General features: G+C 66.4%; 24 protein-coding genes. 16 read left to right on the top strand and 8 right to left on the bottom strand.

The window, feature by feature from the left end:
- Window positions 1–79: 79 nt before the first annotated feature.
- Entirely contained in the window at window positions 80–688 is a 609-nt protein-coding gene (locus ACODRZ_RS05670) for a hypothetical protein (protein WP_488969805.1), read from the bottom strand.
- Between ACODRZ_RS05670 and ACODRZ_RS05675 the strand changes: the two genes are divergently transcribed.
- The 7 genes from ACODRZ_RS05675 (at window position 687) to ACODRZ_RS05705 (ending at window position 5,699) form a co-directional block, all read left to right on the top strand.
- The gene (locus ACODRZ_RS05675) at window positions 687–1,463 is read left to right on the top strand and encodes a TlyA family RNA methyltransferase (RefSeq protein WP_488969804.1); all 777 of its coding nucleotides are present in this window, start codon (window positions 687–689) and stop codon (window positions 1,461–1,463) included. The genes ACODRZ_RS05670 and ACODRZ_RS05675 overlap by 2 nt on opposite strands.
- Window positions 1,464–1,566: 103 nt before the next feature.
- Window positions 1,567–2,121, top strand: coding sequence for a TspO/MBR family protein (locus ACODRZ_RS05680; RefSeq protein WP_488969803.1), 555 nt, complete (start codon window positions 1,567–1,569; stop codon window positions 2,119–2,121).
- A gap of 54 nt (window positions 2,122–2,175) precedes the next feature.
- The gene (locus ACODRZ_RS05685) at window positions 2,176–2,427 is read left to right on the top strand and encodes an accessory factor UbiK family protein (protein WP_488969802.1); all 252 of its coding nucleotides are present in this window, start codon (window positions 2,176–2,178) and stop codon (window positions 2,425–2,427) included.
- 79 nt (window positions 2,428–2,506) lie between these two features.
- Entirely contained in the window at window positions 2,507–2,755 is a 249-nt protein-coding gene (locus tag ACODRZ_RS05690) for a hypothetical protein (RefSeq protein ID WP_488969801.1), read from the top strand.
- A gap of 27 nt (window positions 2,756–2,782) precedes the next feature.
- Window positions 2,783–3,388, top strand: coding sequence for a DNA repair protein RecO (recO, locus tag ACODRZ_RS05695; RefSeq protein ID WP_488969800.1), 606 nt, complete (start codon window positions 2,783–2,785; stop codon window positions 3,386–3,388).
- Between the two features lie 12 nt (window positions 3,389–3,400).
- A complete protein-coding gene (gene leuB / locus ACODRZ_RS05700) occupies window positions 3,401–4,444 on the top strand; it encodes a 3-isopropylmalate dehydrogenase (protein ID WP_488969799.1) in 1,044 nt (347 codons plus the stop codon).
- 58 nt (window positions 4,445–4,502) lie between these two features.
- The gene (locus ACODRZ_RS05705; protein WP_488969798.1) at window positions 4,503–5,699 is read left to right on the top strand and encodes a glycosyltransferase; all 1,197 of its coding nucleotides are present in this window, start codon (window positions 4,503–4,505) and stop codon (window positions 5,697–5,699) included.
- A 198-nt stretch (window positions 5,700–5,897) separates the two neighbouring features.
- Here the strand turns inward: ACODRZ_RS05705 and ACODRZ_RS05710 are convergent, their stop codons facing one another.
- The gene (locus tag ACODRZ_RS05710; RefSeq protein ID WP_488969797.1) at window positions 5,898–7,178 is read right to left on the bottom strand and encodes a phospholipid carrier-dependent glycosyltransferase; all 1,281 of its coding nucleotides are present in this window, start codon (window positions 7,176–7,178) and stop codon (window positions 5,898–5,900) included.
- A gap of 80 nt (window positions 7,179–7,258) precedes the next feature.
- Between ACODRZ_RS05710 and ACODRZ_RS05715 the strand changes: the two genes are divergently transcribed.
- From ACODRZ_RS05715 to ACODRZ_RS05725, 3 genes are all read left to right on the top strand, one after another.
- Window positions 7,259–8,467 carry a trans-sulfuration enzyme family protein gene (locus ACODRZ_RS05715; protein ID WP_488969796.1) on the top strand — a complete coding sequence of 403 codons (1,209 nt, stop codon included), beginning with the start codon at window positions 7,259–7,261 and terminating at the stop codon, window positions 8,465–8,467.
- Window positions 8,468–8,739: 272 nt separating this feature from the next.
- Window positions 8,740–9,138 carry a Co2+/Mg2+ efflux protein ApaG gene (apaG, locus tag ACODRZ_RS05720; protein WP_488969795.1) on the top strand — a complete coding sequence of 133 codons (399 nt, stop codon included), beginning with the start codon at window positions 8,740–8,742 and terminating at the stop codon, window positions 9,136–9,138.
- A gap of 37 nt (window positions 9,139–9,175) precedes the next feature.
- Window positions 9,176–9,964, top strand: a complete 789-nt coding sequence (locus tag ACODRZ_RS05725) for a LysR family transcriptional regulator (RefSeq protein WP_488969794.1) — start codon at window positions 9,176–9,178, stop codon at window positions 9,962–9,964.
- Between the two features lie 139 nt (window positions 9,965–10,103).
- Here the strand turns inward: ACODRZ_RS05725 and rlmN are convergent, their stop codons facing one another.
- Window positions 10,104–11,423, bottom strand: a complete 1,320-nt coding sequence (rlmN, locus tag ACODRZ_RS05730) for a dual-specificity RNA methyltransferase RlmN (RefSeq protein WP_488969793.1) — start codon at window positions 11,421–11,423, stop codon at window positions 10,104–10,106.
- A 290-nt stretch (window positions 11,424–11,713) separates the two neighbouring features.
- Here rlmN and ACODRZ_RS05735 point away from each other — a divergent pair, with 290 nt between their 5' ends.
- Window positions 11,714–12,385: an outer membrane protein gene (locus ACODRZ_RS05735; RefSeq protein ID WP_488969792.1), complete on the top strand. Its 672-nt coding sequence runs from the start codon at window positions 11,714–11,716 to the stop codon at window positions 12,383–12,385.
- Between the two features lie 53 nt (window positions 12,386–12,438).
- On the opposite strand, the gene ACODRZ_RS05740 is transcribed toward ACODRZ_RS05735, so the two are convergent.
- Genes ACODRZ_RS05740 through ACODRZ_RS05760 form a run of 5 tightly spaced genes read right to left on the bottom strand, consistent with a single transcriptional unit; the run spans window position 12,439 to window position 16,525 of the window.
- On the bottom strand, window positions 12,439–12,933 hold the full coding sequence (locus ACODRZ_RS05740; RefSeq protein WP_488969791.1) for a hypothetical protein: 495 nt from the start codon (window positions 12,931–12,933) through the stop codon (window positions 12,439–12,441).
- Window position 12,934: 1 nt separating this feature from the next.
- Entirely contained in the window at window positions 12,935–13,708 is a 774-nt protein-coding gene (locus ACODRZ_RS05745) for a TSUP family transporter (protein WP_488969958.1), read from the bottom strand.
- Window positions 13,708–14,187 (bottom strand): transcription elongation factor GreB, encoded by a 480-nt coding sequence (greB, locus tag ACODRZ_RS05750; RefSeq protein ID WP_488969790.1) that lies wholly within the window; start codon window positions 14,185–14,187, stop codon window positions 13,708–13,710. Before greB ends, ACODRZ_RS05745 begins: the two co-directional genes overlap by 1 nt.
- Before the next feature lie 30 nt (window positions 14,188–14,217).
- Window positions 14,218–14,514: a hypothetical protein gene (locus ACODRZ_RS05755; protein WP_488969789.1), complete on the bottom strand. Its 297-nt coding sequence runs from the start codon at window positions 14,512–14,514 to the stop codon at window positions 14,218–14,220.
- A 19-nt stretch (window positions 14,515–14,533) separates the two neighbouring features.
- The gene (locus ACODRZ_RS05760) at window positions 14,534–16,525 is read right to left on the bottom strand and encodes a lytic transglycosylase domain-containing protein (RefSeq protein WP_488969788.1); all 1,992 of its coding nucleotides are present in this window, start codon (window positions 16,523–16,525) and stop codon (window positions 14,534–14,536) included.
- 100 nt (window positions 16,526–16,625) lie between these two features.
- Here ACODRZ_RS05760 and dapA point away from each other — a divergent pair, with 100 nt between their 5' ends.
- From dapA to recA, 5 genes are all read left to right on the top strand, one after another.
- Window positions 16,626–17,507 (top strand): 4-hydroxy-tetrahydrodipicolinate synthase, encoded by an 882-nt coding sequence (dapA, locus tag ACODRZ_RS05765; RefSeq protein ID WP_008831276.1) that lies wholly within the window; start codon window positions 16,626–16,628, stop codon window positions 17,505–17,507.
- Window positions 17,508–17,692: 185 nt separating this feature from the next.
- A complete protein-coding gene (gene smpB, locus ACODRZ_RS05770; protein WP_429274281.1) occupies window positions 17,693–18,175 on the top strand; it encodes an SsrA-binding protein SmpB in 483 nt (160 codons plus the stop codon).
- A gap of 8 nt (window positions 18,176–18,183) precedes the next feature.
- The gene (locus tag ACODRZ_RS05775) at window positions 18,184–18,771 is read left to right on the top strand and encodes a DUF2062 domain-containing protein (protein ID WP_488969787.1); all 588 of its coding nucleotides are present in this window, start codon (window positions 18,184–18,186) and stop codon (window positions 18,769–18,771) included.
- The gene (locus tag ACODRZ_RS05780) at window positions 18,768–21,188 is read left to right on the top strand and encodes a hybrid sensor histidine kinase/response regulator (RefSeq protein WP_488969786.1); all 2,421 of its coding nucleotides are present in this window, start codon (window positions 18,768–18,770) and stop codon (window positions 21,186–21,188) included. Before ACODRZ_RS05775 ends, ACODRZ_RS05780 begins: the two co-directional genes overlap by 4 nt.
- A 110-nt stretch (window positions 21,189–21,298) precedes the next feature.
- Window positions 21,299–22,372, top strand: a complete 1,074-nt coding sequence (gene recA, locus ACODRZ_RS05785; protein WP_488969785.1) for a recombinase RecA — start codon at window positions 21,299–21,301, stop codon at window positions 22,370–22,372.
- The last annotated feature ends 225 nt before the right edge of the window (window positions 22,373–22,597 follow it).

The raw sequence follows: 22,597 nt of genomic DNA on the forward strand, positions 1-22,597 counted from the left end.
AGGACAGTGTTGGCTGAGCACCCCGCAACGTAGGCTGTTCCTGCCGCGGCCCCGGCAAGTCCGGGCCGACGTATCGGTCTCAGCGGCAATCCTCGATCACGCGCGAGATTTCGGTCCAGCTCGGCATGTAGAGAGTGGGTTCGCCGGTCACGGACACGGCGAAGCGGCCCCGGCTGAAGGCCATTGCGTCGAGCACGGAATCGCGCGCGGGCAAGGTCGTCACGACGCCGCGCGGTGTGGCGGTGCCGGTTAGCGCGCGCGTGCCGGTCGAGGTGGTGATGGAGAAGCCCACGGCACCGGCCCTCGGAACTGCGGCGCGCAGGAGCGTGACGGTGCGCGCGGCGTCGCACTGGACGATTAACTGCCCGTTGCCGAACGTGGCCCCCGATTCACTGCCGTTTCCGGCGTAAGTCCAGTTGCCCGCCGTCTGCGGCGCGTCGCGCCAGTCTGCCGCCGGCGGTGGAGGAGGGGTGGTCTGAGGCATCGGGCGCGACGGCGGCACATGCGCGGCGGTGGGGGGCGGTGTCGGCGTGCTCGGCGGCGGAGGCACGCATCCGGAGAGCGCTGCCGTGGCAGTCGTTCCGAGAACAAGCAGGCGGGAAAGAGCGGTGGTGCGGCTGCGCGGATTTGCCTTCATGCCCGTGGTATGGAATGAGGCGCCGCCCATCTCAAGTGCGTACCTGATCATGACCGACCCGCTTCCGCCCCGTTTCGTCGAAAAGAAACCCGTGAAAACGCGGGTCGATCAGCTGCTCGTCGATCGCGGGCTGGCGGAAAGTCGTACCCGCGCACAGGCGTTGGTGCTGGCGGGGCTGGTGTTCTCAGGCGAGACCAAGATCGCCAAGCCCGGCCAGTCGGTGAAGGACGACGCTCCCATCGAGGTTCGCGGGCGCGACCATCCCTGGGTTTCGCGTGGGGGAATCAAGCTGGCCCATGCGATCGAGCATTTCGGCCTCGATCCGAAGGGTGCGGTCGCCATGGACATCGGCAGTTCGACCGGAGGCTTTACGGACGTGCTGCTTACGAACGGTGCCAGCCATGTGTTCGCCGTCGATTCGGGGACCAACCAGCTGGCCTGGAAGCTGCGCACCGATCCGCGCGTGACCGTGCTGGAGCAGACCAGCGCGCGCATTCTGACGCCCGAGCAGATCGACGCTCCCTGCGATTGGGTCGTCTGCGATGCCAGCTTCATCGGCCTGGCCAAGGTTCTCGAAGTGCCGCTGCGTCTCGCCGCGCCGCGTTGCCGGGTGGTGGCGCTGATCAAGCCGCAGTTCGAGGTCGGGCGCGGCGAAGTGGGCAAGGGCGGCGTCGTGCGCGATCCCGCGCTGCACGCTCGCGTCTGCGAGGAAGTGCGGGCGTGGCTCGAAGGCGACGGCTGGCAGATCCAGGGCATCGTCGAGAGCCCGATCAAGGGGCCGGAAGGAAACGTGGAATTTCTCGTTTCGGCACACCGGGGCGACTGAATCTGTCGTTACGGTGGTTCGCTAACGATTGCGCAGAGACCTGTCGCGTACCACAAACCGCGCCATTCTTGGGTAAATTCCTGATTCGGGACCTTTCTCGCGCATGACTCTGTTAGCTTCCCCCGGCCAGTTGCGCGCCAGCTTCCTGCGCTGGCTTCTTGTGTGCGTACCCGTGGTCGTGCTGCTGGGTTTCCTCTCCGGACAACTGGCGGGAAGCGGGCCGGGCAACCCGTGGTTCGACGAACTGGCGAAGCCGGCAGCCTTCCCGCCGCCGGTGACCTTCGGCATCGTATGGACCATACTCTACGTGATGATGGGCGTGGCGCTGGCAATGGTGCTGGCGGCGCGTGGTGCGCGTGGGCGCGCAATCGCGGTGCTCGCCTTTGCGGTGCAGTTCGTGCTGAACCTTGCCTGGTCGCCGGTGTTCTTCGGGATGCACCGGATGAGCGCGGCCCTGGTGCTGATCGCGGCGATCCTGCTGGCGGCGGTCGTGGCGACGGTGCTGTTCGCCCGTGTGCGGCCGGTGGCAGCCGCGCTGCTGGTGCCTTACCTGCTCTGGCTGGTCTTCGCGACGTACCTGAACTTCGCGTTCCTCCAGGCCAATCCCGGCATGGACGGGGCGCAGCGTTCGGGCGCGGTGGAGCGGTTCGACATCTGATCCCCTTTGCGTATACCTCTTGCACGGGGCGCCATGAGGCTCCATCTAGCGCCCATGCAAAGCGAAAACCCCTTCGTCGCCGACTTCGCCAAGATGTTGAACAGCGCCGCCGGCACTCTGGCGGGCATGGGCCGCGAAGCCCGCGATTCCGCGCGTGAGCGTGTGAAGGAGTTCATGGGCGACATGGACTTCGTCAGCCGCGAGGAATTCGACGCGGTCAAGGAACTCGCCGCCACCGCGCGCGCCGAGACCGAGTCGCTCAAGGCGCGCCTCGACGCGATCGAAGCGAAGCTGGGCGCTAACTGATTGACCGAGATGTGTGTGCCGGGAACGTTTCTCGCGCACGCAGGGTTGAACATCGCGAAGGCCCAGCAAGAGGGACACGATGTTCACGCAGCTCAATCCCACGATACCGCTCCACGTTGTCGGCAAGGGCGATGGCTATGCCATCGGCATGATCGACTATGGGCAGGAGCACAATCTGATCTGGGTCACAGCGCTCGACAATTCGGGCGAGATCTGGTGCGCGCCCAACCAGACCGTGCGCCTGGGGCGCAACTGGACGATGGGCCGCGCGGAAAACCCCCTCATCACCAAGGACAAGCAGGCCGAAGCGCAGGACGTTTGCAACTGAGGCGCTGACCGGCCAGAGGAGGGCGCGATGCATTTCCGCGCTCCCGCCCTTGTCTGCGCCGCCCTGCCGCATGGCGAAACCGCTGTCATCGCGCGCTTGCTGACCGCCGAGCACGGCCTCGTCGCGGCGTTCGTCGCGGGGGGCAGGGGGCGCGAACTGCGACCCGTCCTGATCCCCGGCAATACCGTCGAGGCGGACGTCCGCTCCAAATCCGAGACGCAGCTGCCTTTTGCCCGCGTCGAACTGCTGCACAGCCGCGCACCGTGGATCACCGAGCCGCTGCCTGCCGCTGCGATCGGGTGGGCTACTGTGCTTGCCGCCTCCGTGCTGCCCGAGCGCCAGCCGTTTCCCGCGCTCTATGATGCACTTTCGGGCGTGCTGGAGGCGATCTGCGTCGCGCCGTCCGCAAGGGGGTGGGCGATCGGCCTTCTGCGCTACGAGGTGCTGGTGCTGCGCGAACTCGGCTACGGCGTGAAAGTAGGCCGCCCGCCGGATGACGACTGGCCCGCCATGCTCTGCGCCTTCGATGCCATTGGTCGAGAATTGGCCCGCTACCCGCTTGCCGATCGCAGAAGAGACGTTATGGCGGCGCGCACCCTGCTGCGCGAGCGGCTGGCACGGATCGGTAACTGAGGAAGACGACACATGCGCATCGCTGTTTTTGCCGGAGACGGAATCGGTCCTGAAGTGACTGCAGAGGCGGTGCGCGTGCTCGAAGCGCTGAACATCGACGGTCTCGAGATGGTCGAGGGCGACGTCGGCGGCGCGGCCTATCGCAAGCATGGCCACCCGCTGCCGCCCGTGACGCTGGAAATCGCGCGCTCGTCTGACGCCATCCTGTTCGGCGCGGTTGGCGACTTCTCGCTCGACCATCTGGAGCGCGCGCTGCGCCCCGAACAGGCCGTGTTGGGGCTGCGCAAGGAACTGGGCCTGTTCGCCAACCTGCGGCCGGCGACGGTGTTCAAGGGCCTTGAGGACCTGTCCACCCTGCGCCCCGAAGTCTCGGGCAAGATCGACCTGTTGATCGTGCGCGAACTCAACGGCGACGTGTATTTCGGCGAGAAGGGCACCCGCACCCTCGAAGACGGCCGTCGTCAGGGCTGGGACATGATGTCCTACGCCGAGGACGAAGTGCGCCGCATCGCGCACGCCGGCTTCAAGGCCGCGCAGGGTCGTTCGAAGAAGCTGTGCTCGGTCGACAAGGCCAACGTGCTGGAAACCTCGCAGCTGTGGCGCGACGTGGTGATCGAGGTCTCGGCCGAATATCCCGACGTCGAACTCACCCACATGTACGTCGACAACGCGGCGATGCAGTTGGTGAAGAACCCCGGCGCCTTCGACGTCATCGTCACCGGCAACCTGTTCGGCGACATTCTTTCGGATCAGGCCAGCATGTGCGTCGGTTCGATCGGCCTGCTCGCCTCGGCCAGCCTCGCGGAAGGCACCTTCGGCCTCTACGAGCCGATCCACGGCTCGGCCCCGGACATCGCGGGCAAGGGCCTTGCCAACCCGATGGCGACGATCCTTTCGGCCGCCATGCTGCTGCGCCACTCCTTTGGTCTCGAAGCCGAAGCGGCTCGCGTCGAAGCCGCTGTCGCCGCCGCACTGGCCGACGGCATCAAGGGCGGTGATCTGGGCGGTTCGGCCGGCACGAAGGAAATCGGTGACGCGGTGCTCGCGCGCCTGTAAAGGTTGCGCGGACACGCAATAATCGTTTCTTGACGTTTACCACGTAAAAACAGGGCGCATGAACATTTCCACGACCGATCTCGCGCAGGCTTCCGAAGCCGCCGTTCGCGCCGTTTCGCCGCAGGCGAAGCCGCTTGAACTGGCGGTGGTCCTGCCGACCTACAACGAGCGCAAGAACATCGCGACGATGATCGAGCGACTCGACAAGGCGCTCGCCGGAATCGCGTGGGAAGCCATCTACGTCGATGACAACAGCCCCGACGGCACCTCGGACGAGGCGCGCCGTCTGTCGCTGTCGGACCCGCGCGTGCGCTGCATCCAGCGCATTGGCCGCCGTGGCCTTGCCAGCGCCGCGATCGAGGGCATGTGCTCCACCGCCGCGCCCGTCGTCGCGGTGATGGACGCGGACCACCAGCACGATCCGGCGCTGCTGCCGGGCATGCTCGCGGCGATCACCTCGGGCGAATACGACCTCGCCTATGCATCGCGCTTCGCCGAGGGCGCGAGCACCGAGGCATGGGGCCGCCCCGACCGCGTCAAGGCGTCGGGCTTCGCCAACCGTATCGCCAACAAGGTGACCGGGGTGGAACTGACCGACCCGATGAGCGGCTTCTTCATGCTGCGCACCCAGACCCTGCGCGCCGACGCGCACCGCCTTTCCGGCGTGGGCTTCAAGATCCTGCTCGACATCCTGGCGACGGTGGACACTCCGCTGCGCGTCAAGGAATTCCCCCTCAACTTCGCCGCGCGAGCAGAAGGCGAAAGCAAGCTGGACCAGACCGTCGTGTTCGAATTCCTCGTAGGGCTTTACGACAAGTGGCTGGGGCGGATCATCCCGACCCGTTTCGCGCTGTTCGGCACCGTGGGCGCCATGGGCGTGGTGGTGCAGCTGGCCGTGCTGTGGGTGATGCTCCACGTCGTCTTCGGCGAGCGTTTCGTCTACGGCAACTGGTCGGAGAGCACGACCTTCAACATCTCGAACACGATCGCCGCGCTGGTGGCGATGACGTTCAACTTCGTGCTCAACAACGAGCTGACCTATTCGGACAAGCGCCTGCGCGGCTTCGCGCCGCTGATGCGGGGCTGGGCTCAGTTCGCGCTGACCTGCTCGCTGGGCCTGCTGACCAACATCGGTTCGGCCGCCGTGCTCAAGACCATCGGCATCCATGATGTGCTGGCGGTGATCACCGGCGTGCTGCTGGCCTCGGTATTCAACTTCGCGCTCTCGTCGAAGTTTGTCTGGGGCAAGTACTGAGCTTCGCGTTTCAGCGCTGGAATTTACGAAAGAGCGGGCCAAACGGTCCGCTCTTTTTTTTTGTTCCTCCCCGAGCTTGTCTCGGGGAGGGGGACCGCTCGCGTAGCGAGTGGTGGAGGGGGAACTCGCAAACTTCGCCCCTCCGTCAGCGCTTCGCGCTGCCACCTCCCCGAGACAAGCTCGGGGAGGAATTGAGGCTCACCGCCAGCTGGGCAGCCACATCCACACGTTGTAGGCGTCCTTGAACGGCAGCGGCCAGCCCGAGATGATCGGGTAGAACACCACGAACAGCGCCAGCGCTAGGCCGAAGACCCACCGCGCCACCAGTCGCCAGCGGTCGCGCCGGTCCCACAAGGCGTCGAGGCCGAGCGCCAGCAGCGCCATCAGGAATGCGCCGGGCAGGAGGTAGTGGTAGTAGAACTGCACCGGCTTGCCGTTGACCGCCCACATGCCCACGCACACGAAGTAGAGCACGGCGAAGAACAGCACGTCGCGGCGGCGGTGGAACAGCGCGGCCCACACACTCCAGAAGAACGCGAGGAGCCCGGCGATCATCGCCATGGGGTTGCCGATCATCACCACGCCGCGATGGGCGCCGTCGACGTTCTGGAACAGATACCAGATGCCCCGCCAGTCGACGATCCACTGATACCAGTAGGTCTTGTAAGGGTGCGGCTTCTTCACACTGTCCTGCAGGCGCACCATGAGTTCATGCTGCTCGACGAAGCCCCAGGGCGAGAGCGTGTGGTGCGGATAGAACATCGCCGGGATGAACGTCGCCCAGTAGACCGCGATCGGCAGCAGGCCGAGCCACAGTGCGGCTTCGATCAGGCTCACGCCCTTGATCGGCCCGGCTCCGCGCTTGCCGATGAAGACCGGTCCGGTATCCGCGATACGCATCGCCAGGAAGGCGAGGCCCGGCATCGCCAGCGCCGGAGCGCCGCTCCACTTCGCGCCCAGCGACAGGCCGAGCGCAACGCCGCTCAGGATCAGATGCACCCGCGCGATGCTGGTGCGCTTCGCCCGCCATGCGGCCGCGAACTGCCACAGGCCGACCATGCATAGGCCCGCCGCGATCATGTCGAGCATGGCGATGCGGCTCTGGACGAACCACATGAAGTTTGTGGCCAGCAGCGCCGTCGCCAGCACCGTCGCTCGGCGCAGCTGCGTGACATGCCAGACCAGCCGCGCGAAGGCGAACAGGCCAAGCCCGCCGAACAGTGCCGGGCCGATTCGCCATGCCAGCGGCTTGTCGCCGAGGAAGTGGATGGCGGTCGCTATCACTTCCTTGGCGAACAACGGATGCTCGCGGTTGGCGGGGATCAGTTCCAGCAGCTTGAGCGCGGCGGGGACGTAGTGGACCTCGTCGAAGTAATAGCGCGAGGGTATCGTCAGCCGCCACAGCACCAGCGCCTGGAACGCCGCGACGATGAGAAGGCACCAGCCGAGCGGATCGCGATTCTGACGTGAGAGGGGCATCGGATGCGCGGATAAAGTGGGGCGCGGGTTTGGGCAAGCGCGCTTGCACAGACTCGCGCGCACCCTTAGAGGCTTGCGCTATGAAACGCACCACCGGACAGGACCGCAGCCAGACCCAGAGCTGGCGCCCCGCAACCCGCGCCATCCGCGGAGGCACCTGGCGCTCGGAAATGGGCGAGACCAGCGAGGCGCTGTTCCTGACGTCGGGCTACAGCTACGACGATGCCGCCACGGTCGCCGCCCGCTTCCAGGGCGACGAGGAAGGCATGACCTACTCGCGCCTGCAGAACCCGACGGTGGCGATGCTGGAGGAGCGCATCGCTCTCCTCGAAGGCGCCGAGGCGTGCCGCACTCAGGCCACCGGCATGGCGGCGATGACCGCTGCGCTGCTGTGCCAGCTTTCGGCGGGCGACCACATGGTGAGCGCGCGCGCCGCCTTCGGTTCGTGCCGCTGGCTGGGCGACCACCTGCTGCCGCGCTTCGGCGTCGAGGTGACGCTGGTGGACGCCGGTGACACCGCGCAGTGGGAAGCGGCGATCCGCCCCAACACCAAGGTCTTTTTCTTCGAGACCCCGGCGAACCCGACCATGGGCGTCGCCGACCTCGCCGCCATCGCCGAGATCGCCAAGGCGCACGGCATCACCACGGTCGTCGACAACGCCTTCTGCTCGCCCGCGCTGCAGCGGCCGATGGAGTTCGGCATCGATGTCGTCGCCTACTCCGCGACCAAGCTGATGGACGGGCAGGGCCGCGTCCTTGCTGGCGCCGTCTGCGGATCGGAAGCCTTCATCAACGACGTGCTGCTGCCGTTCCAGCGCAACACCGGGCCGAACCTCTCGCCGTTCAACGCCTGGGTCGTGCTCAAGGGCCTCGAGACGCTGGACCTGCGCGCCAAGAAGCAGAGCGAGAACGCGCTGGCTCTCGGCAAGTTCATGGAAGATCGGGTGCCCACGATCCTGCACCCCTGGCTCGACAGCCACCCGGCGCAGGCGCTGGCGATGAAGCAGATGGATGCTTGCGGGCCGATCTTCTCCTTCGTGCTCGACGGCGGCCGCGAACAGGCACACGGGTTGCTCGATGCGCTCAAGCTCATCGACATATCGAACAACATCGGCGACTCGCGTTCGCTGATGTGCCACCCGGCCTCGACCACGCACCACAACATGGGGGCGGAAGGCCGCGAGGCGATGGGCATCGGCGAAGGCATGCTGCGCATCAACGTCGGCCTCGAGGATATCGAAGACCTCAAGGAAGACATGGATCAGGCGTTGAAGGCCATCGGCCTTTAAGGAGGGGGCTTCCCTCCTCGGCGCCTCTCCATACTCTTCGTCACCCTGAACTTGTTTCAGGGTCCATCCCGCGGTTTGATCGGAAAGTCCGGATCACCATCGGCGAAAGCGGTTTGCTGCCGCGAGCATTGGCCTGCGCTGCATGATGGACCCTGAAACAAGTTCAGGGTGACTGTGGCGTAGGGCTCGGGCGGATCGCTTTTTACCCTCGGAACCTTGTCCACTTCTACACGGTTGTAGCCTGAAAGAATCGTGGTTAGGTTGCCCGTATCATGAAGGAACTGTTCCAGCACTCCGCGATCACTGACGGCCTCACCGTTCGCGTGGCCGTCAATTTCCTGCCCGAGCAATCGCGTATCGAGGCGGGGAAATGGTTCTGGGTCTACCACATCCGGATCGAGAACGAGACCGACCACACGCTCCAGCTGATGACCCGCCATTGGCGCATCACCGATGCCAACGGCAAGGTCGATGTGGTCGAGGGCGAAGGCGTCGTCGGCGAACAGCCGGTGCTCGAACCGGGCCGCAGCCACGATTACGTCTCGGGCTGTCCGCTCTCCACGCCGCAGGGCTCGATGGAGGGGTACTACACCTTCCGCCGCGACGATGGCGAGCAGTTCCGCGCGAATATCCCGTTCTTTCCGCTCGCGGCGCCCGCGACTGCAGGCTGATATTGCCCCGCGCGAATGTGGCGCTTAGGGAAGCGTCATGAAGCGCACGCACCTGCCCCTTAACGCCCTGCGCGTCTTCGACGCAGCGGCGCGCCATCTCTCGTTCACTCGTGCTGCCGACGAGCTGGCGGTGACGCCTGCCGCCGTCGGCCAGCAGATCCGCGCGCTGGAAGACCTGCTCGGCGTGGTGCTGTTCCGCCGCACCAGCAAGGGGCTGGAACTGACCGAAGAGGCGGGCGCCGGCCTTGCCGCGCTGCGCAGCGGGTTCCTCCATTTCGAGGATGCGGTGCAGGCGATGCAGGCGGGCCAGTCGAGCCACGTCTACACCATCGCTGCCCCGCGCGAATTCTTCGCCGCCTGGCTGGCGCCGCGTCTTGCTGCGTTCCGCGCCGCCAATCCGCAGGTGCGCTACGTGCTCGTCGATGGCGAACTGACTGACTTTACCGAAGCGAACCTCGACCTCGCGGTGCGCTGGACCGATGGTCCGGGCGACCTCGAAGGCGTGGCGCTGGGGGCGGCCGAATGGGTCGAAGTGGGCTCGGGCGACTGGATCGGCTGGCCGGGCGACCCCGAGCCGGACGGGGAGGGCGAGGAAGCCAAGCCGCCGGTCCTGGTCAGCGATGCCGGGCAGGCGATCGCGGCTGCGCTCGCCGGAATCGGTCGTGCGCGCATTCCGGCGCTGCTTGCGGCGGGTGTTGCAGGGCGTGATGCCGCGGTGGGTGAGCCGACGCCGAGCCGTCGTGGCTACTGGCTGGTCGCGCCGACGCCGCAGTGGCGGCAGAAGAAGGTCAAGGAACTGGTCGCGGCGCTTACCGGGGATCAGTGAGGCCGCAGCCTCGCGCACGGTCCTTCGACAAGCTCAGGACGAGCGGGGTTTTGTAAAAACTCCCGCTCGCAACGGCGAACAGTGCGGTTCCCGCTCAGGCTGAGCTTGTCGAAGCCCCGGCGTGCGGGGCGCGGGCCGCTCAGCCCAGCAGCGCCGCTTCCTTCTCCGCCAGCAGGCGGTCGATCTCGGCGCGGCTCTTCTTTTCCGCCGCCGTCTTGAGCTGACCGCAGGCCGCATCGATGTCACGCCCGCGCGGGGTACGGACCGGCGCGGAGATACCGCCCTGAAACACGATTTCCGAGAACGAGCGGATGCGCTCGGGCGTCGAGCATTCGTAAGGCGCGCCGGGCCAGGGGTTGAACGGGATCAGGTTCACCTTGGCGGGCAGCTTGTAGTGCTTGAGCAGGCGGACCAGCTCGCGCGCGTCGTCGTCGCTGTCGTTCTTGTCCTTGAGCATCACGTATTCGAAAGTGATACGCCGGGCGTTGGAAGCGCGCGGATAGTCGGCGCAGGCCTGCAGCAGCTGCTCGATGCCGTACTTCTTGTTCACCGGCACGATCTCGTCGCGCACTTCCTTGGTCACCGCGTGAAGCGAGACGGCAAGGTTCACGCCGATCTCCTCGCCGCAGCGCTCCATCTGCGGGATCACGCCCGAGGTGGAGAGGGTGATGCGGCGCTTCGACAGGGCGAGGCCGTCACCGTCCATCACCAGCTTGAGCGCATCGCGCACGTTGTCGAAGTTGTAGAGCGGCTCGCCCATGCCCATCATCACGATGTTGGTCAGCAGGCGCCCGTCCGAGGTGTAGGAGCCCTCGTCTTCTTCATCATCGAGGCCCGCCATCGTCGCGAGGCGGCTATCGTCGGCGCTCTTGGGCCATTCGCCAAGCGAATCGCGCGCCAGCATGACTTGGCCGACGATCTCGCCCACCGTCAGGTTGCGCACGAGGCGCATGGTGCCGGTGTGGCAGAAGCGGCAGTTGAGCGTGCAGCCGACCTGCGAAGAGACGCAGAGCGTCCCGCGATCGGCGTCGGGGATGAACACCATCTCGAAGTCGTGCGCGTCCGCCGTGCGCAGCAGCCACTTGCGGGTGCCGTCGCTGGAATGCTGCGCCTCCACGATCTCCGGGCGGCCGATGACGAAGCGTTCGGCCAGCCAGGGGCGCATGGTCTTGGCGATGTCGGTCATCGCCTCGAACTCGGTCACGCCGCGGTGGTAGAGCCAGTGGTAGACCTGCTTGGCGCGCAGCTTGGCGGCCTTTACGTCCAGTCCCGCGCCCTCGAACAGCTCGGCGATGCGCTTCTTGGGTAGGCCGATGAGGTCGATACGCCCGTCTTCGCGCGGGGTCACGCCGTCCACCAGGGAGGGACGCGCCACGGTCATCGGGTCGACGTTGCCCGGGATCGGCGTGAGGCCGGCGGCGGTCGAAACCGCTGCGGTGGAGGTGTGCTGCTCTGACATGATCGGCGGGCATATAGTGCATATCGCCCCGAAACGGAAGATGCCCGCCCGCGCGAGCCTACGCGAACGGTGAGCGCTTGGTCAGGTTCCCGTCACACATCGCGCGGAGAACTCCGTCCATCGACGCAGTGTTGCCAAAAAACATCAACGTTTTCGTTGTGTTAGGTTCAGGAAACTCCGGGCGGTCCATCCGCTTTTGACCATTCCAAGGCGGGGCGACCCGCTTGCTGGAAGCCCGATGGGCAAGCGGGAACAGCCCGCCTCACGGGATCGTTTTTGGAGTACCGTTTATGAAGAAGATCCTTGTTTGTCTCGCCGCAGGAACCGCGATGGCCTCGGCCGCTCCGGCCTTCGCGCAGAACGTCGCCCCGGTCGATCCGTTCTCGCAATTCCACGTCGAGGCCCTGGGTGGTTACGACGTGACCAAGGCGGGGAGCAGCGTCGATGACGACGTCAATGAGGACAACGATCAGTCGATCGACGGCTTCACCTATGGCGTCGGTGCGGGTTACGATTTCCGAGCCGGCAATCTGGTGTTCGGTCCCGAGGCCGAAGTGACGTGGTCCACCGCCAAGACCAAGTTCAACGACGGCGACTTCGAGGGCTTCGGCCTCGGCAACGTCAAGACCAACCGCGACCTCTACGTCGGTGCGCGCGTCGGCTACGTGATCAGCCCGAAGACGATGCTCTATGCCAAGGGCGGCTACACCAACGCCAAGTTCGACGTGAACAGCACCTTCGGCACCGTCGAGACCAACCGCGACATCGATGCCGACGGCTGGCGCATCGGCGCGGGCGTCGAGCAGGCGGTGACGAACAACGTCTTCGCCAAGCTCGAATACCGTTACTCGAACTACAGCAAGGGCGAGATCGACTACACGAACGAGATCCCCGACAGCCAGCGCTTCGGCCTCGACCTCGACCGTCATCAGGTCATGGCGGGCGTGGGCGTGCGCTTCTAAGGCTTCACGGCCTCATGGCGAGGGAAGGGCGGGGCTGCGGCTCCGCCCTTCTTCTATCTGAGCCGGGCGCAGCCTATCAGCGCGGCGTCCATCGCCGAGGCCGCGCCGGGCAGGACATAGGTATCGCCGAAAGGCAGGCCCCGGCTGTCGCGCGCACCGATGGTCATCGAGCGGGCAGAGCGCATGGCGGCGGTGATCGCGGCGTTGTCGGCATCGCTGCGCGGCCATGCATCGCCGCCGCCGCCGGTCAGTTGCAGGCGTCGGTCGCCGATACGCAGGGTGATCACCGCATTCTGGGCGAGCTTGCGGGAGAGCCGGAAATGAACCTGTCCGCGCGCGCCGCGTCGGGGCCATGTGCCGATAGCCGCGTAAGGTTGGTAATCGCGCCGCTTCGCGCTCGGCTCGGCCTTGGCGATGGCATAGCAGCGCGGAACCAGTGGATCGCGAAATGCGCCCCATGTGCCGTAGAGGCCGAGGCTCTCGCGGGCCTCGGCAGGCGCGGCAAACGCGAGGCATGACAGGGTCAGCAGGGCCGCGAAACGAAGCATTTCAGAACAGGCTCCACAGCGGGTTCTTCGGGTCGGAGAGCAGCTTCACCGTCAGCGCGAAGGACATGACGACGAGCAGCGGCCGCACGCCCTTGCCTCCGTAGCGGATCGCGAGGCGCGCGCCGACCTGGTTGCCTGCGACGTTCGCCGCCGCCATGCCCGCGCCCAGTAGCCACAGTACCTTGCCGCCCGCGATCATCGCCAGCAGCCCGGCGACGTTGGTGGACAGGTTCAGGAACTTGGTATTGGCGATCGCGCGCACGAGGCCGAGCCCGCCCAGCGCCACCAGCGCCGTCGTCAGGAACGAGCCGGTGCCGGGGCCGAAGAAGCCGTCGTAGAAACCGATGCCGGTGGTGATCAGCGTCAGCCCCACGCGGCCGACGCGGGCGTGGCGATCGACCTCACTCATCGGCGGGGCGAGCAGGAAGTAGAGGCCCATCGCGATCAGCAGCACCGGCACGAAGGCGGCGAGGAACTTGGGGTCGACGAACTGCACCGCCGTTCCGCCCGCTACCGAGCCGACGAAGGCGCCGAGCGCCGGAAAGGCGAAGGCCTTGAGGTCGACATGCCCGGCGCGGTGGAAGGTCAGGAAGGCGGAGGACGTGCCGATGGTGCTCTGCAGCTTGTTGGTCGCCAGCGCCGAGACCGGAGGTATGCCCGCTGCCATCAGCGCGGGGATCGTCAGCAGCCCGCCGCCACCTGCCAGCGCGTCGATCCCGCCTGCAAGAAAGGCGATGGCGATGAGGAAGCCGATGGCCTCTACGCTCAGTTCGATCATGGGTAACTTACCGCCATGATCTCCCATTCCTTCTCGCCCGACGGCAGGCGCACGATGCGCAGGTCGCCTACGCCTGCACCGCGTAGGGCGCGGGCGATCGGAGCGCTCCAGCCGATGCGGCCGGTCGAGGCGTCCTGTTCGTCATCGCCGACGATGGTGATGGTCAGGCGCTCGTCGTCCTCGTCGGCGAGTTCGACGGTGGCGCCGAAGAACACTTTGCCGCGCTCGGTCTGCTCGGCGGGATCGACGACGCGCAGTGCCTTCATGCGGCGGGCGAGGAAGGCCAGTTCGCGGTCGATCTCGCGCATGCGCTTGCGGCCGTAGAGGTAGTCGCCGTTCTCGGAGCGGTCGCCGTTGCCCGCCGCCCACGACACGATCTCGACGATCTCGGGGCGCTCCTTGCCGAGCAGGTGGTCGTAGCGGGCGCGCAGGGCAGCCATGCCTGAAGGAGAGATGGGAGGACCGGCGGGTTTCATGCCGCCGCTGATAAGGCGAGTGTCGCGCGATTAGAAGCGGCGTTTGCGCGTCATCAACCATGCCAGCGAGCAGGTGCTCACGAGCGGGCCGATCCAGTCGATCCACTGGTCGAGCTTGGGCCAGACCCGCAGGTCGAACGGCCCCCACCACGGCATGTTCGCGCGCAGGCCGTGGCCGAACTGCTCGATCCAGCGATATTCCGCCTGCGCCGCCTCGCGCCCGATGAAATAGGCGCTGGCGAGCGCTGCGCCGGTCCACCAGTTCCCGGTGAGCCGGGCGACGATGGCCTGCACCGCCAGCGCCAGCAGCGCATGTTCGAGATACATCACCGGAGGCGCAAACCGATCAGCCCGGCGTGCGCTTGCCCGGCATCAGGCGTGATAGCTTGTTGGCGCCGTTGTAGTCGGACTTCTCCGGATACATCGTCTCGTAGACCACGGCGTTTTCCAGCACGCGCTGGACGTAGTTCTTGGTCTCGTAGATCGGGATCTGCTCCAGCCAGTCGAGCCATTCGACGGAGCCGGTGCGCGGATCGCCATTGGCGCGCAGCCACTTGTTCACGTTGCCCGGCCCGGCATTGTAGGCTGCAATCGCCAGCGGCAGGGCACCGCCGAAGTAGTCCTTCACGCGGCGGAAATAGGCGTCGCCCAGCAGGATGTTGTAGCTGGGATCGCTGATCAGCGAGTCCTGATTGTAGGCAAGGCCCATCTTGCCCGCCTGTTCACGCGCGGTGCCGGGCATCAGCTGCATGAGGCCGCGTGCGCCAGCGTGGCTAAGGGCGTTCTGGGCGAACTGGCTTTCCTGCCGGGCGAGGGCGTGCACCATCGTCCAGTCGGTGCCCTGCGGGGTCGGTACCAGCGGGAAGGAAATCTTGCCGAACTGGTCGAACCCGCCTGCGTGTGCGCTCTGGCCCATGATCACGGCGAGGTCGCGGCGGCCGATCTCGCGCGCCAGATCGGCGACGAGCACGTAGTCCTCGGCGGTTTCGGCCTGATTGGAAATCTCGCGGTAGAACTGAACGCCGGTGCGCCAGTCGGCATCACGGGCGACGTCACGCACCGCGCGGGTGATCGGCAGCGAGGCGAAGGAGGTGCGCTGCGCCATGCTCGGCACCGCGCTCGGCCGGGTGTCGAGGTTGGGGATCGGGCGGCCCAGCCGTTCGAGCGAAAGCTGGCCGTAGAAGTATTGCGGATACTGCGCCGCCATCTCGAAATAGCGGTTGGCGCCTGCCGTGTCGCCACCCATCGCGGCGGCGCGGCCTGCCCAGTAGAAGCCCTTGGAGCGCGTGCCCGGCGTCTGCGCGGCGGCGCCGTAGCGATAGAACAGCGGTGCGGCCTGACGCGGGCTGGACAGGCTCCACAATGCCTTGGTCCCGCCCAGCCACATCAGCGTAGTGTAGTCGTCGCGCACCCGGAAGGACTGGCGGCTGACGTCGGTGCCGGGGGCGAAGGCGTCGTCGATCGAGGCGGCGATGCGCACGGCGCTGGAGGCATCGGCGGCCTTCGCGGCAGTGAGCAGTTCGCGCACCCACATTTCCGGCTGCGTGACCGGACGCGACAGCGGCGGGCGATCGGCGAGCAGGCTTATCGCACCTGCGCTGTTGCCCGAACGGCGCGCCTGCACCGCGCGGTTGTAGACGTAGCCCGGATCGGAAGCGATGCCCGAGGGCAGCCTCATGCCCAACGTGCCGGGGGCGGAGCCCTGCAGCATCGTCAGCCGCTCCATGAATTCGGCGCGGCGCGCGGCGGAGACGAACGAAATCTGCCGCTCGGCCTGCGCGGTTTCGCCCTGCCACAGCAGCGCATCCATGCGCGCGTCGTGGTCGGCGGCGGTGAACTGGTTGCGGTAGAGGCCGAGGAGGGCGGCCTCGTCCGAATCGATCAGCGCGCCCATGCGCCAGGCGGCGACGGCATTGGTCGCGGCATCGGCGCGGCGCATCGTCGAGAGCGCCACGGCGTAGCGGCCCGCTGCACGGCTGCCGATCGGCGCGAAGCGGTCGAAATAGCCGATCACCGCCTGCGGCGAGGGCGATTCGGTCAGCAGCGCCTTTTCGGCATAGCCCCTGATCTTGTCCTGCTGCGGATAGCCCGGATACGTCAGCAGGAACGAGGTGTAGGCGGCAAAGCCCATGCGGTCGTTGGCACTGAGCAGCTTCCACTGGTCGATCGACTGGTGGACGTTCATGTCGTGCGTCTGCATCGACTGCGCCCGCGCCGCATCCCACTCGCGACCATCGGGCGTCCCGTAAGTAGACGTCGATTGTGCGAGTGCGGGAACGGCGAAAACGGCGAAAGAAATGCTCAGCAGCAGGTGGGGGGCGCGCAACATGCTGGACATTTTCTCAAGAGGCTCCTTATCAGGCGCTGAACGTGACGCTCGGCAAGCGGGGTTGTTCCCCGGCTGAGCGATCATTGAGCATCGCTAAGAGGTAAAGTCCATGTTCTCCGGCTCGATTCCCGCGCTTGTCACACCGTTTCGCGACGGGGCGTTCGACGAACAGGCTTTCCGCCGCCTCGTCGACTGGCAGATCGAATCGGGCTCCTCGGCGCTCGTTCCCTGCGGCACCACGGGTGAGAACTCGACGCTGTCCAATGCCGAGCATCATCGCGTCATCGAAGTCTGCATCGAGCAGGCGGCGGGCCGCGTGCCGATCATCGCGGGCTGCGGCAGCAACGACACGATGAACGCGCTGCTGCACATGAACTTCTCGAAGAAGTGCGGCGCGGCCGCCGCGCTGCTGGTCGCGCCTTACTACAATCGCCCGAGCCAGGCGGGCCTGCTGGCGCACTTCAGCTACCTTGCCGAGAACAACGACCTGCCGATCGTGCTCTACAACGTGCCCGGCCGCACCGTCACCGACCTGCTGCCCGAGACGGTCTGCGAACTCGCCCGCCGCTTCCCCGGCCGCTTCATCGCAATCAAGGACGCCAGCGGCGACCTCAGCCGCGTGACCGATCACCGCATGGGCATCGGCAAGGACTTCGTACAGCTTTGCGGCGACGACGAACTGGCTCTGCCGTTCAACGCGGCGGGCGGCGTCGGCTGCATTTCCGTCACCGCCAATGTCGCGCCGGCCCTGTGCGCCGAATTCCAGGCCGCCTGCGCCGCCAACGATCTGGAGAAGGCGCGCGAGCTGAACGACCGCCTCTACCCGCTGCACTACGCGATGTTCGAGGACAGCTCGCCGGGTCCGTGCAAGTACGCACTGGCGCAAGTCCACGACTGGATCGAGAACGAACTGCGCTTGCCGTTGGTGACGTGTGGCGAAGCGGCGATGAAGTCGGTGGACGAGGCGCTGGTCCACGCCGGGCTGGTTTGAGCACGGGACTTCGACAGGCTGTACCTGACCCTTCGACAAGCTCAGGGTGAGCGGAGGGCAACAACCCTAAACCCGCTCAGGCTGAGCTTGTCGAAGCCCTAATCTGCACGGCCGACCGCAGCGCGACGAAACCGGATCAAAGGGGCGTTTTCTTTTCGCCGTCTTGTCCCTACATGCGGCAGACCATGGCACGCCCTCAAAACTCCGTATTCGACAAGTTCAAGACCGTCGCGGAAAACCGCAAGGCGCGATTCGACTATCATATCGAGGACAAGTTCGAGGCCGGCATCGCGCTGACCGGCACCGAAGTGAAGTCGCTCCGTTTCGGCGAGGGTTCTATCGCCGAATCCTTTGCCGAGATTCGCGGCGGCGAATGCTGGCTGGTCAACGCCAACGTGCCTGAATTCAGCCACGGCAACCGCTTCAACCACACGCCCAAGCGCCCCCGCAAGCTGCTGCTGCACGAGCGGGAGATTTCCCGTCTGCAGGGCGCGGTGGAGCGCAAGGGCATGACGCTCGTGCCGCTGTCGATCTACTTCAACAGCCGGGGCCGCGCGAAAGTCGAACTCGCGCTCGCCAAGGGCAAGAACGCGGCCGACAAGCGCCAGACCATCAAGGACCGCGACTGGAAGCGCGACCAGGCCCGCATCATGCGCGACCACGGCTGAGGCGGGGGATGAGCGCACTCCTCCACCGCCTGTCCGTGTGGCTGCATCGCCAGATGCCGACCCACGCCCAGCTTGAGGGCAACCGCTTCACTGCGCCTTTCGCGCGGCGGCAGGAACTGTTCCGCTTCACCCGCCGCTCGGTCCCGCGCGGCATGGCGGTGGGCATGTTCATCGGCATCTTTGCGCTGATCCCGGGCGTCCAGATCGTCGGCGCGGCGCTGATGTGCGTGCCGTTTCGCGGCAACATCCCGCTGGCGGCGGCGGTGACTTTCATCTCCAACCCGTTCACGACGCTGCTGATCATCCTTCCGCTCGCGGTCTCGATCGGCAACAGCTTCGGCTACCACGCCGACATCGCCACCGTGAACGCGATGGTGCGCGAGGGCGCCGGGTTCCAGCAGTGGTGGCACTGGCTGCTCTCCGACACCGCGCCCGCCGTCGTGATCGGCCTGTTCATCCAGTCGGTGATCGCCGCTTTCGTCAGCTATTTCCTGACCTTGTGGTTCTGGCGCTGGTGGATCGGCCACAAGCACCGCGCCCGCCGCCTGCGGCCGAAGAGAGAGCGCATCGAAACCCCGACGGAAACCCCCGCATGAATTCCAGTCTACAGCGCCCCGGACTGCGCACTGACGTCCTCGTCGTCGTCGGAGCCCTGCTTCTGAGCGCCGTGCTGGTCTGGATCGTCTCGGGCGACGTGCTGCTGATGGGCACGTTCCTTGCCGCAATCCTCGTGTTCGGGGCAGGTGCATGGACGCTCGCCCGCCGCCGCGTGCCCGCCGCCGAGGTCGAATTCGCCCAGCCCGACTGGTCGGTCACCGTCGCCGGGATCGAGCGCCCGGACATGGCGATCGCCGTCACCGACCGTGCCGGGCGCCTGACTTGCGCCAATTCCTGCTTCGAGAACTGGTTCGGCCCCGCCGCCGCGCCGCCCAGCCTGCCCGTCCTGCCCGCCTCGCTGGAACGCCTCGCCGAAGCTACCCGCCGCGCCTGGCGCGACGGCCACGGCACCGCCGAGATCGCCAACGAGGACGGCGTCCACTGGCGCGCAGACGTGCGCCGCACCGGCCGGGGCGACGACTTCCTCGTCTGGCGCATCAGCGCCGTGGGATCGAGCGACCCGGTAGGCGAACTCGTCGCGCAACTCGACGGCAAGCTCGGGCGCGGTCTCGCCAAGGCGGGCATCGCCGCCGCCCTCGTCGATCCAGACGGCACCATCCGCGCCGCCAGCGCCGGTTTCGCCCTGCGCGCCACCGGCGATGCCCATGCCGACATGACCGGCGCCGATTTCGTCGCCCTGCTCGGCCAGGAAGAGGGCGAGCGCATCGGCTGGGCACGCGACGGCGGGCGCGGCGGCGCGCTGGTGCTCTACCACGTCCCCGTCACCGACCCCGACCGTACCGACGAGGCCGACCCCAACACCACCCCGTCGCTGATGCTCGTCGTCGAAGCCTCGCAGGGCATCGGCACCGGAGGCGGTGGCACCGGCTCCGCCCCGCATCTGGAAGCGCTGCTCAGCCAGTTGCCGCTCGGCCTCGCCATGGCCGACCGCGACGGGCGCCTGCTCTTCGCCAACCCCGCCTTCATGCGCGCCGCCGGCCACGAAGGGCAGGAGCCGCCGACTTACCCTACCGACCTCGTGGTCAAGGACGACAAGCGCGCGCTGTCCGAGGCGATCCGCCGCTTCGCCCAAGGCCCGGCGGCGGCGGGAGACCTCGCGATCCGCCTGACCAGCCAGTCGGACGACCCCGTCTCGCTCAGCCTCGCGGGCGTGCGCGGTCTTGGTGACGCCGCCGTGCTGCTCGGCCTTACCGATACCTCCGAGGAAATGCGCCTCAAGCGCCAGGTTGCGCAGGCCACCAAGATGCAGGCGGTCGGCCAGCTTGCGGGCGGCGTCGCGCACGATTTCAACAATGTGCTCACCGCGATCCTCGGCACCTGCGATCTCATGCTGATGCGCCATACGCCGGGCGATTCGGACTATGACGACATCCAGCAGATCCGCGCAAACTCCAATCGTGCCGCTTCGCTGACCCGCCAGCTGCTCGCCTTCTCGCGCCAGCAGACCCTGCGGCCCGAGGTGATTCAGGTGCCCGACGTCGTGGCCGACGTCTCGCAGATGCTGCGCCGCCTCATCGGGGAGAAGATCCAGCTTGCCGTCACGCACGACCGTGATCTCGGCCCCGTCCGCGCCGACCCGACGCAGCTGGAGCAGGTCATCGTCAACCTCTGCGTCAACGCCCGTGACGCCATGCAGTCGCGCGGCGACGGCGCGGGCAGGCTGACCCTCGCCACCCGCCGCATCACCACCACCGACGTGCGCGCGATGCGCTCCGAGATCATCCCGGCGGGTGAGTATACCGCGCTAATCGTCGAGGACACCGGCGGCGGCATCCCGCCCGAAATCCTCGGCAAGATCTTCGAGCCGTTCTTCACCACCAAGGAGCAGGGCAAGGGCACCGGCCTCGGCCTCTCGACGGTCTACGGCATCGTCAAGCAGTCCGGCGGCTTCATCTTCGCCGAGAGCGATCCGGGTAAGGGGACGCGCTTCACCGTCTACCTCCCGGTCCATCACGCGACCCCCGGCAGCCTGCCTGAGAAGGCGATCATCGCCCCCACTCCGCCGCCGACGCAGTGGGCGGGCGGCGGTTCGATCCTGCTGGTCGAGGACGAGGACCCGGTCCGCATCGTCGCCGAGCGCGCGCTCACCCGCCAGGGCTACAAGGTCACCTGCGCGCGCGACGGCGAAGAGGGCCTCGAACTGGTGGAAGAGGGCGGCCAGTTCGACCTCGTCGTCTCCGACGTCGTCATGCCCACGCTCGACGGTCCGGCCATGGCGCGCGAGATTCGCCGCTTCGCGCCCGACCTGCCGGTGCTGTTCATGTCCGGCTACGCGGAGGAGCAGCTGCGCAAGCAGATCGGCATCGCCAACGCCTGGTTTATGCCCAAGCCGTTCTCGGTCCAGCAGCTCTCCGAAAAAGTCGGGGAAGTTCTGGCGCAGACCGCAGCACGTTAAAAAACGGAAATCCGCCGAAGTTCTCCTCTTGTTCACGGGGAACAAAGTGGATACACGTCCTGCAATGACGTTGACCTTTCCGGTCACGCCGGTAGCAGGAGGGTAGTGACATGGCTGCTCAGCTCAAGCTGATCCAGGAAGGCAAGGAAAAGGACGCAATGGACCGTCAAAAGGCGCTCGAAGCCGCACTTGCGCAGATCGACCGTGCGTTCGGCAAGGGCTCTGCGATGAAGCTGGGCTCGAAGGAAGCGATGCAGGTTGAGGCGATCTCGACCGGTTCGCTGGGTCTCGACATCGCGCTGGGCGTCGGCGGCCTGCCGCGCGGCCGCGTGATCGAGATCTACGGTCCGGAAAGCTCGGGCAAGACCACGCTGGCGCTGCACTGCATCGCCGAAGCGCAGAAGACCGGCGGCACTGCCGCTTTCATCGACGCCGAACACGCGCTCGACCCGGTCTATGCCAAGAAGCTGGGCGTCAACATCGACGAACTGATCGTGTCGCAGCCGGATACCGGTGAACAGGCGCTGGAAATCGTCGATACGCTCGTGCGCTCGAACGCGATCGACGTGCTGGTCGTCGACTCGGTTGCCGCCCTCGTTCCCCGCGCCGAAATCGAAGGCGAGATGGGTGACAGCCACGTCGGCCTCCAGGCCCGCCTGATGAGCCAGTCGCTGCGCAAGCTGACCGGCTCGATCAGCCGCTCGCGCTGCATGGTGATCTTCATCAACCAGTTGCGCATGAAGATCGGCGTGATGTACGGCAACCCGGAAACGACCACGGGCGGCAACGCGCTCAAATTCTACGCCTCGGTCCGCCTTGACATCCGCCGCACCGGCGCGATCAAGGACCGCGACGAAGTCGTCGGCAACGCCACCCGCGTCAAGATCGTCAAGAACAAGGTCGCCCCGCCGTTCAAGCAGGTCGAATTCGACATCATGTACGGCGAAGGCGTCTCAAAGATCGGTGAAATACTCGACCTTGGGGTCAAGGCGGGCATCGTCGAGAAATCGGGTGCTTGGTTCAGCTACGATTCGATCCGCATCGGACAAGGGCGTGAGAACGCCAAGACCTACCTCAAGACCAACCCCGAAGTCTGCGACCGCCTTGAAAAGGCAATCCGCGCCAAGACCGACGGTCTGGCCGAGGAGATGATGGTCGGGCCTTCCGAGGAAGACGACAACTGATAGAGCGAAAGGCCCCGGCAGGAATGTCGGGGCTTTTTGTTTGGGAAGAGGTTTAAGGGGAAATGCGAGGGTTAACACCCTCGCGCTCCCGGGAATGTCGGCCTGGCGCCTTGCAGCAGCCTTGGTCTGCGAAGGATAGCACAGCGCTTCGTTTTCCTGCGGCGAAGCCGCCTTCAAAACTCACATAGCCTGTGGCGCTTCAATGCGGACTCAACGCCGCTGCAC

This window comes from Novosphingobium sp. FG90 (genome assembly GCF_057808725.1).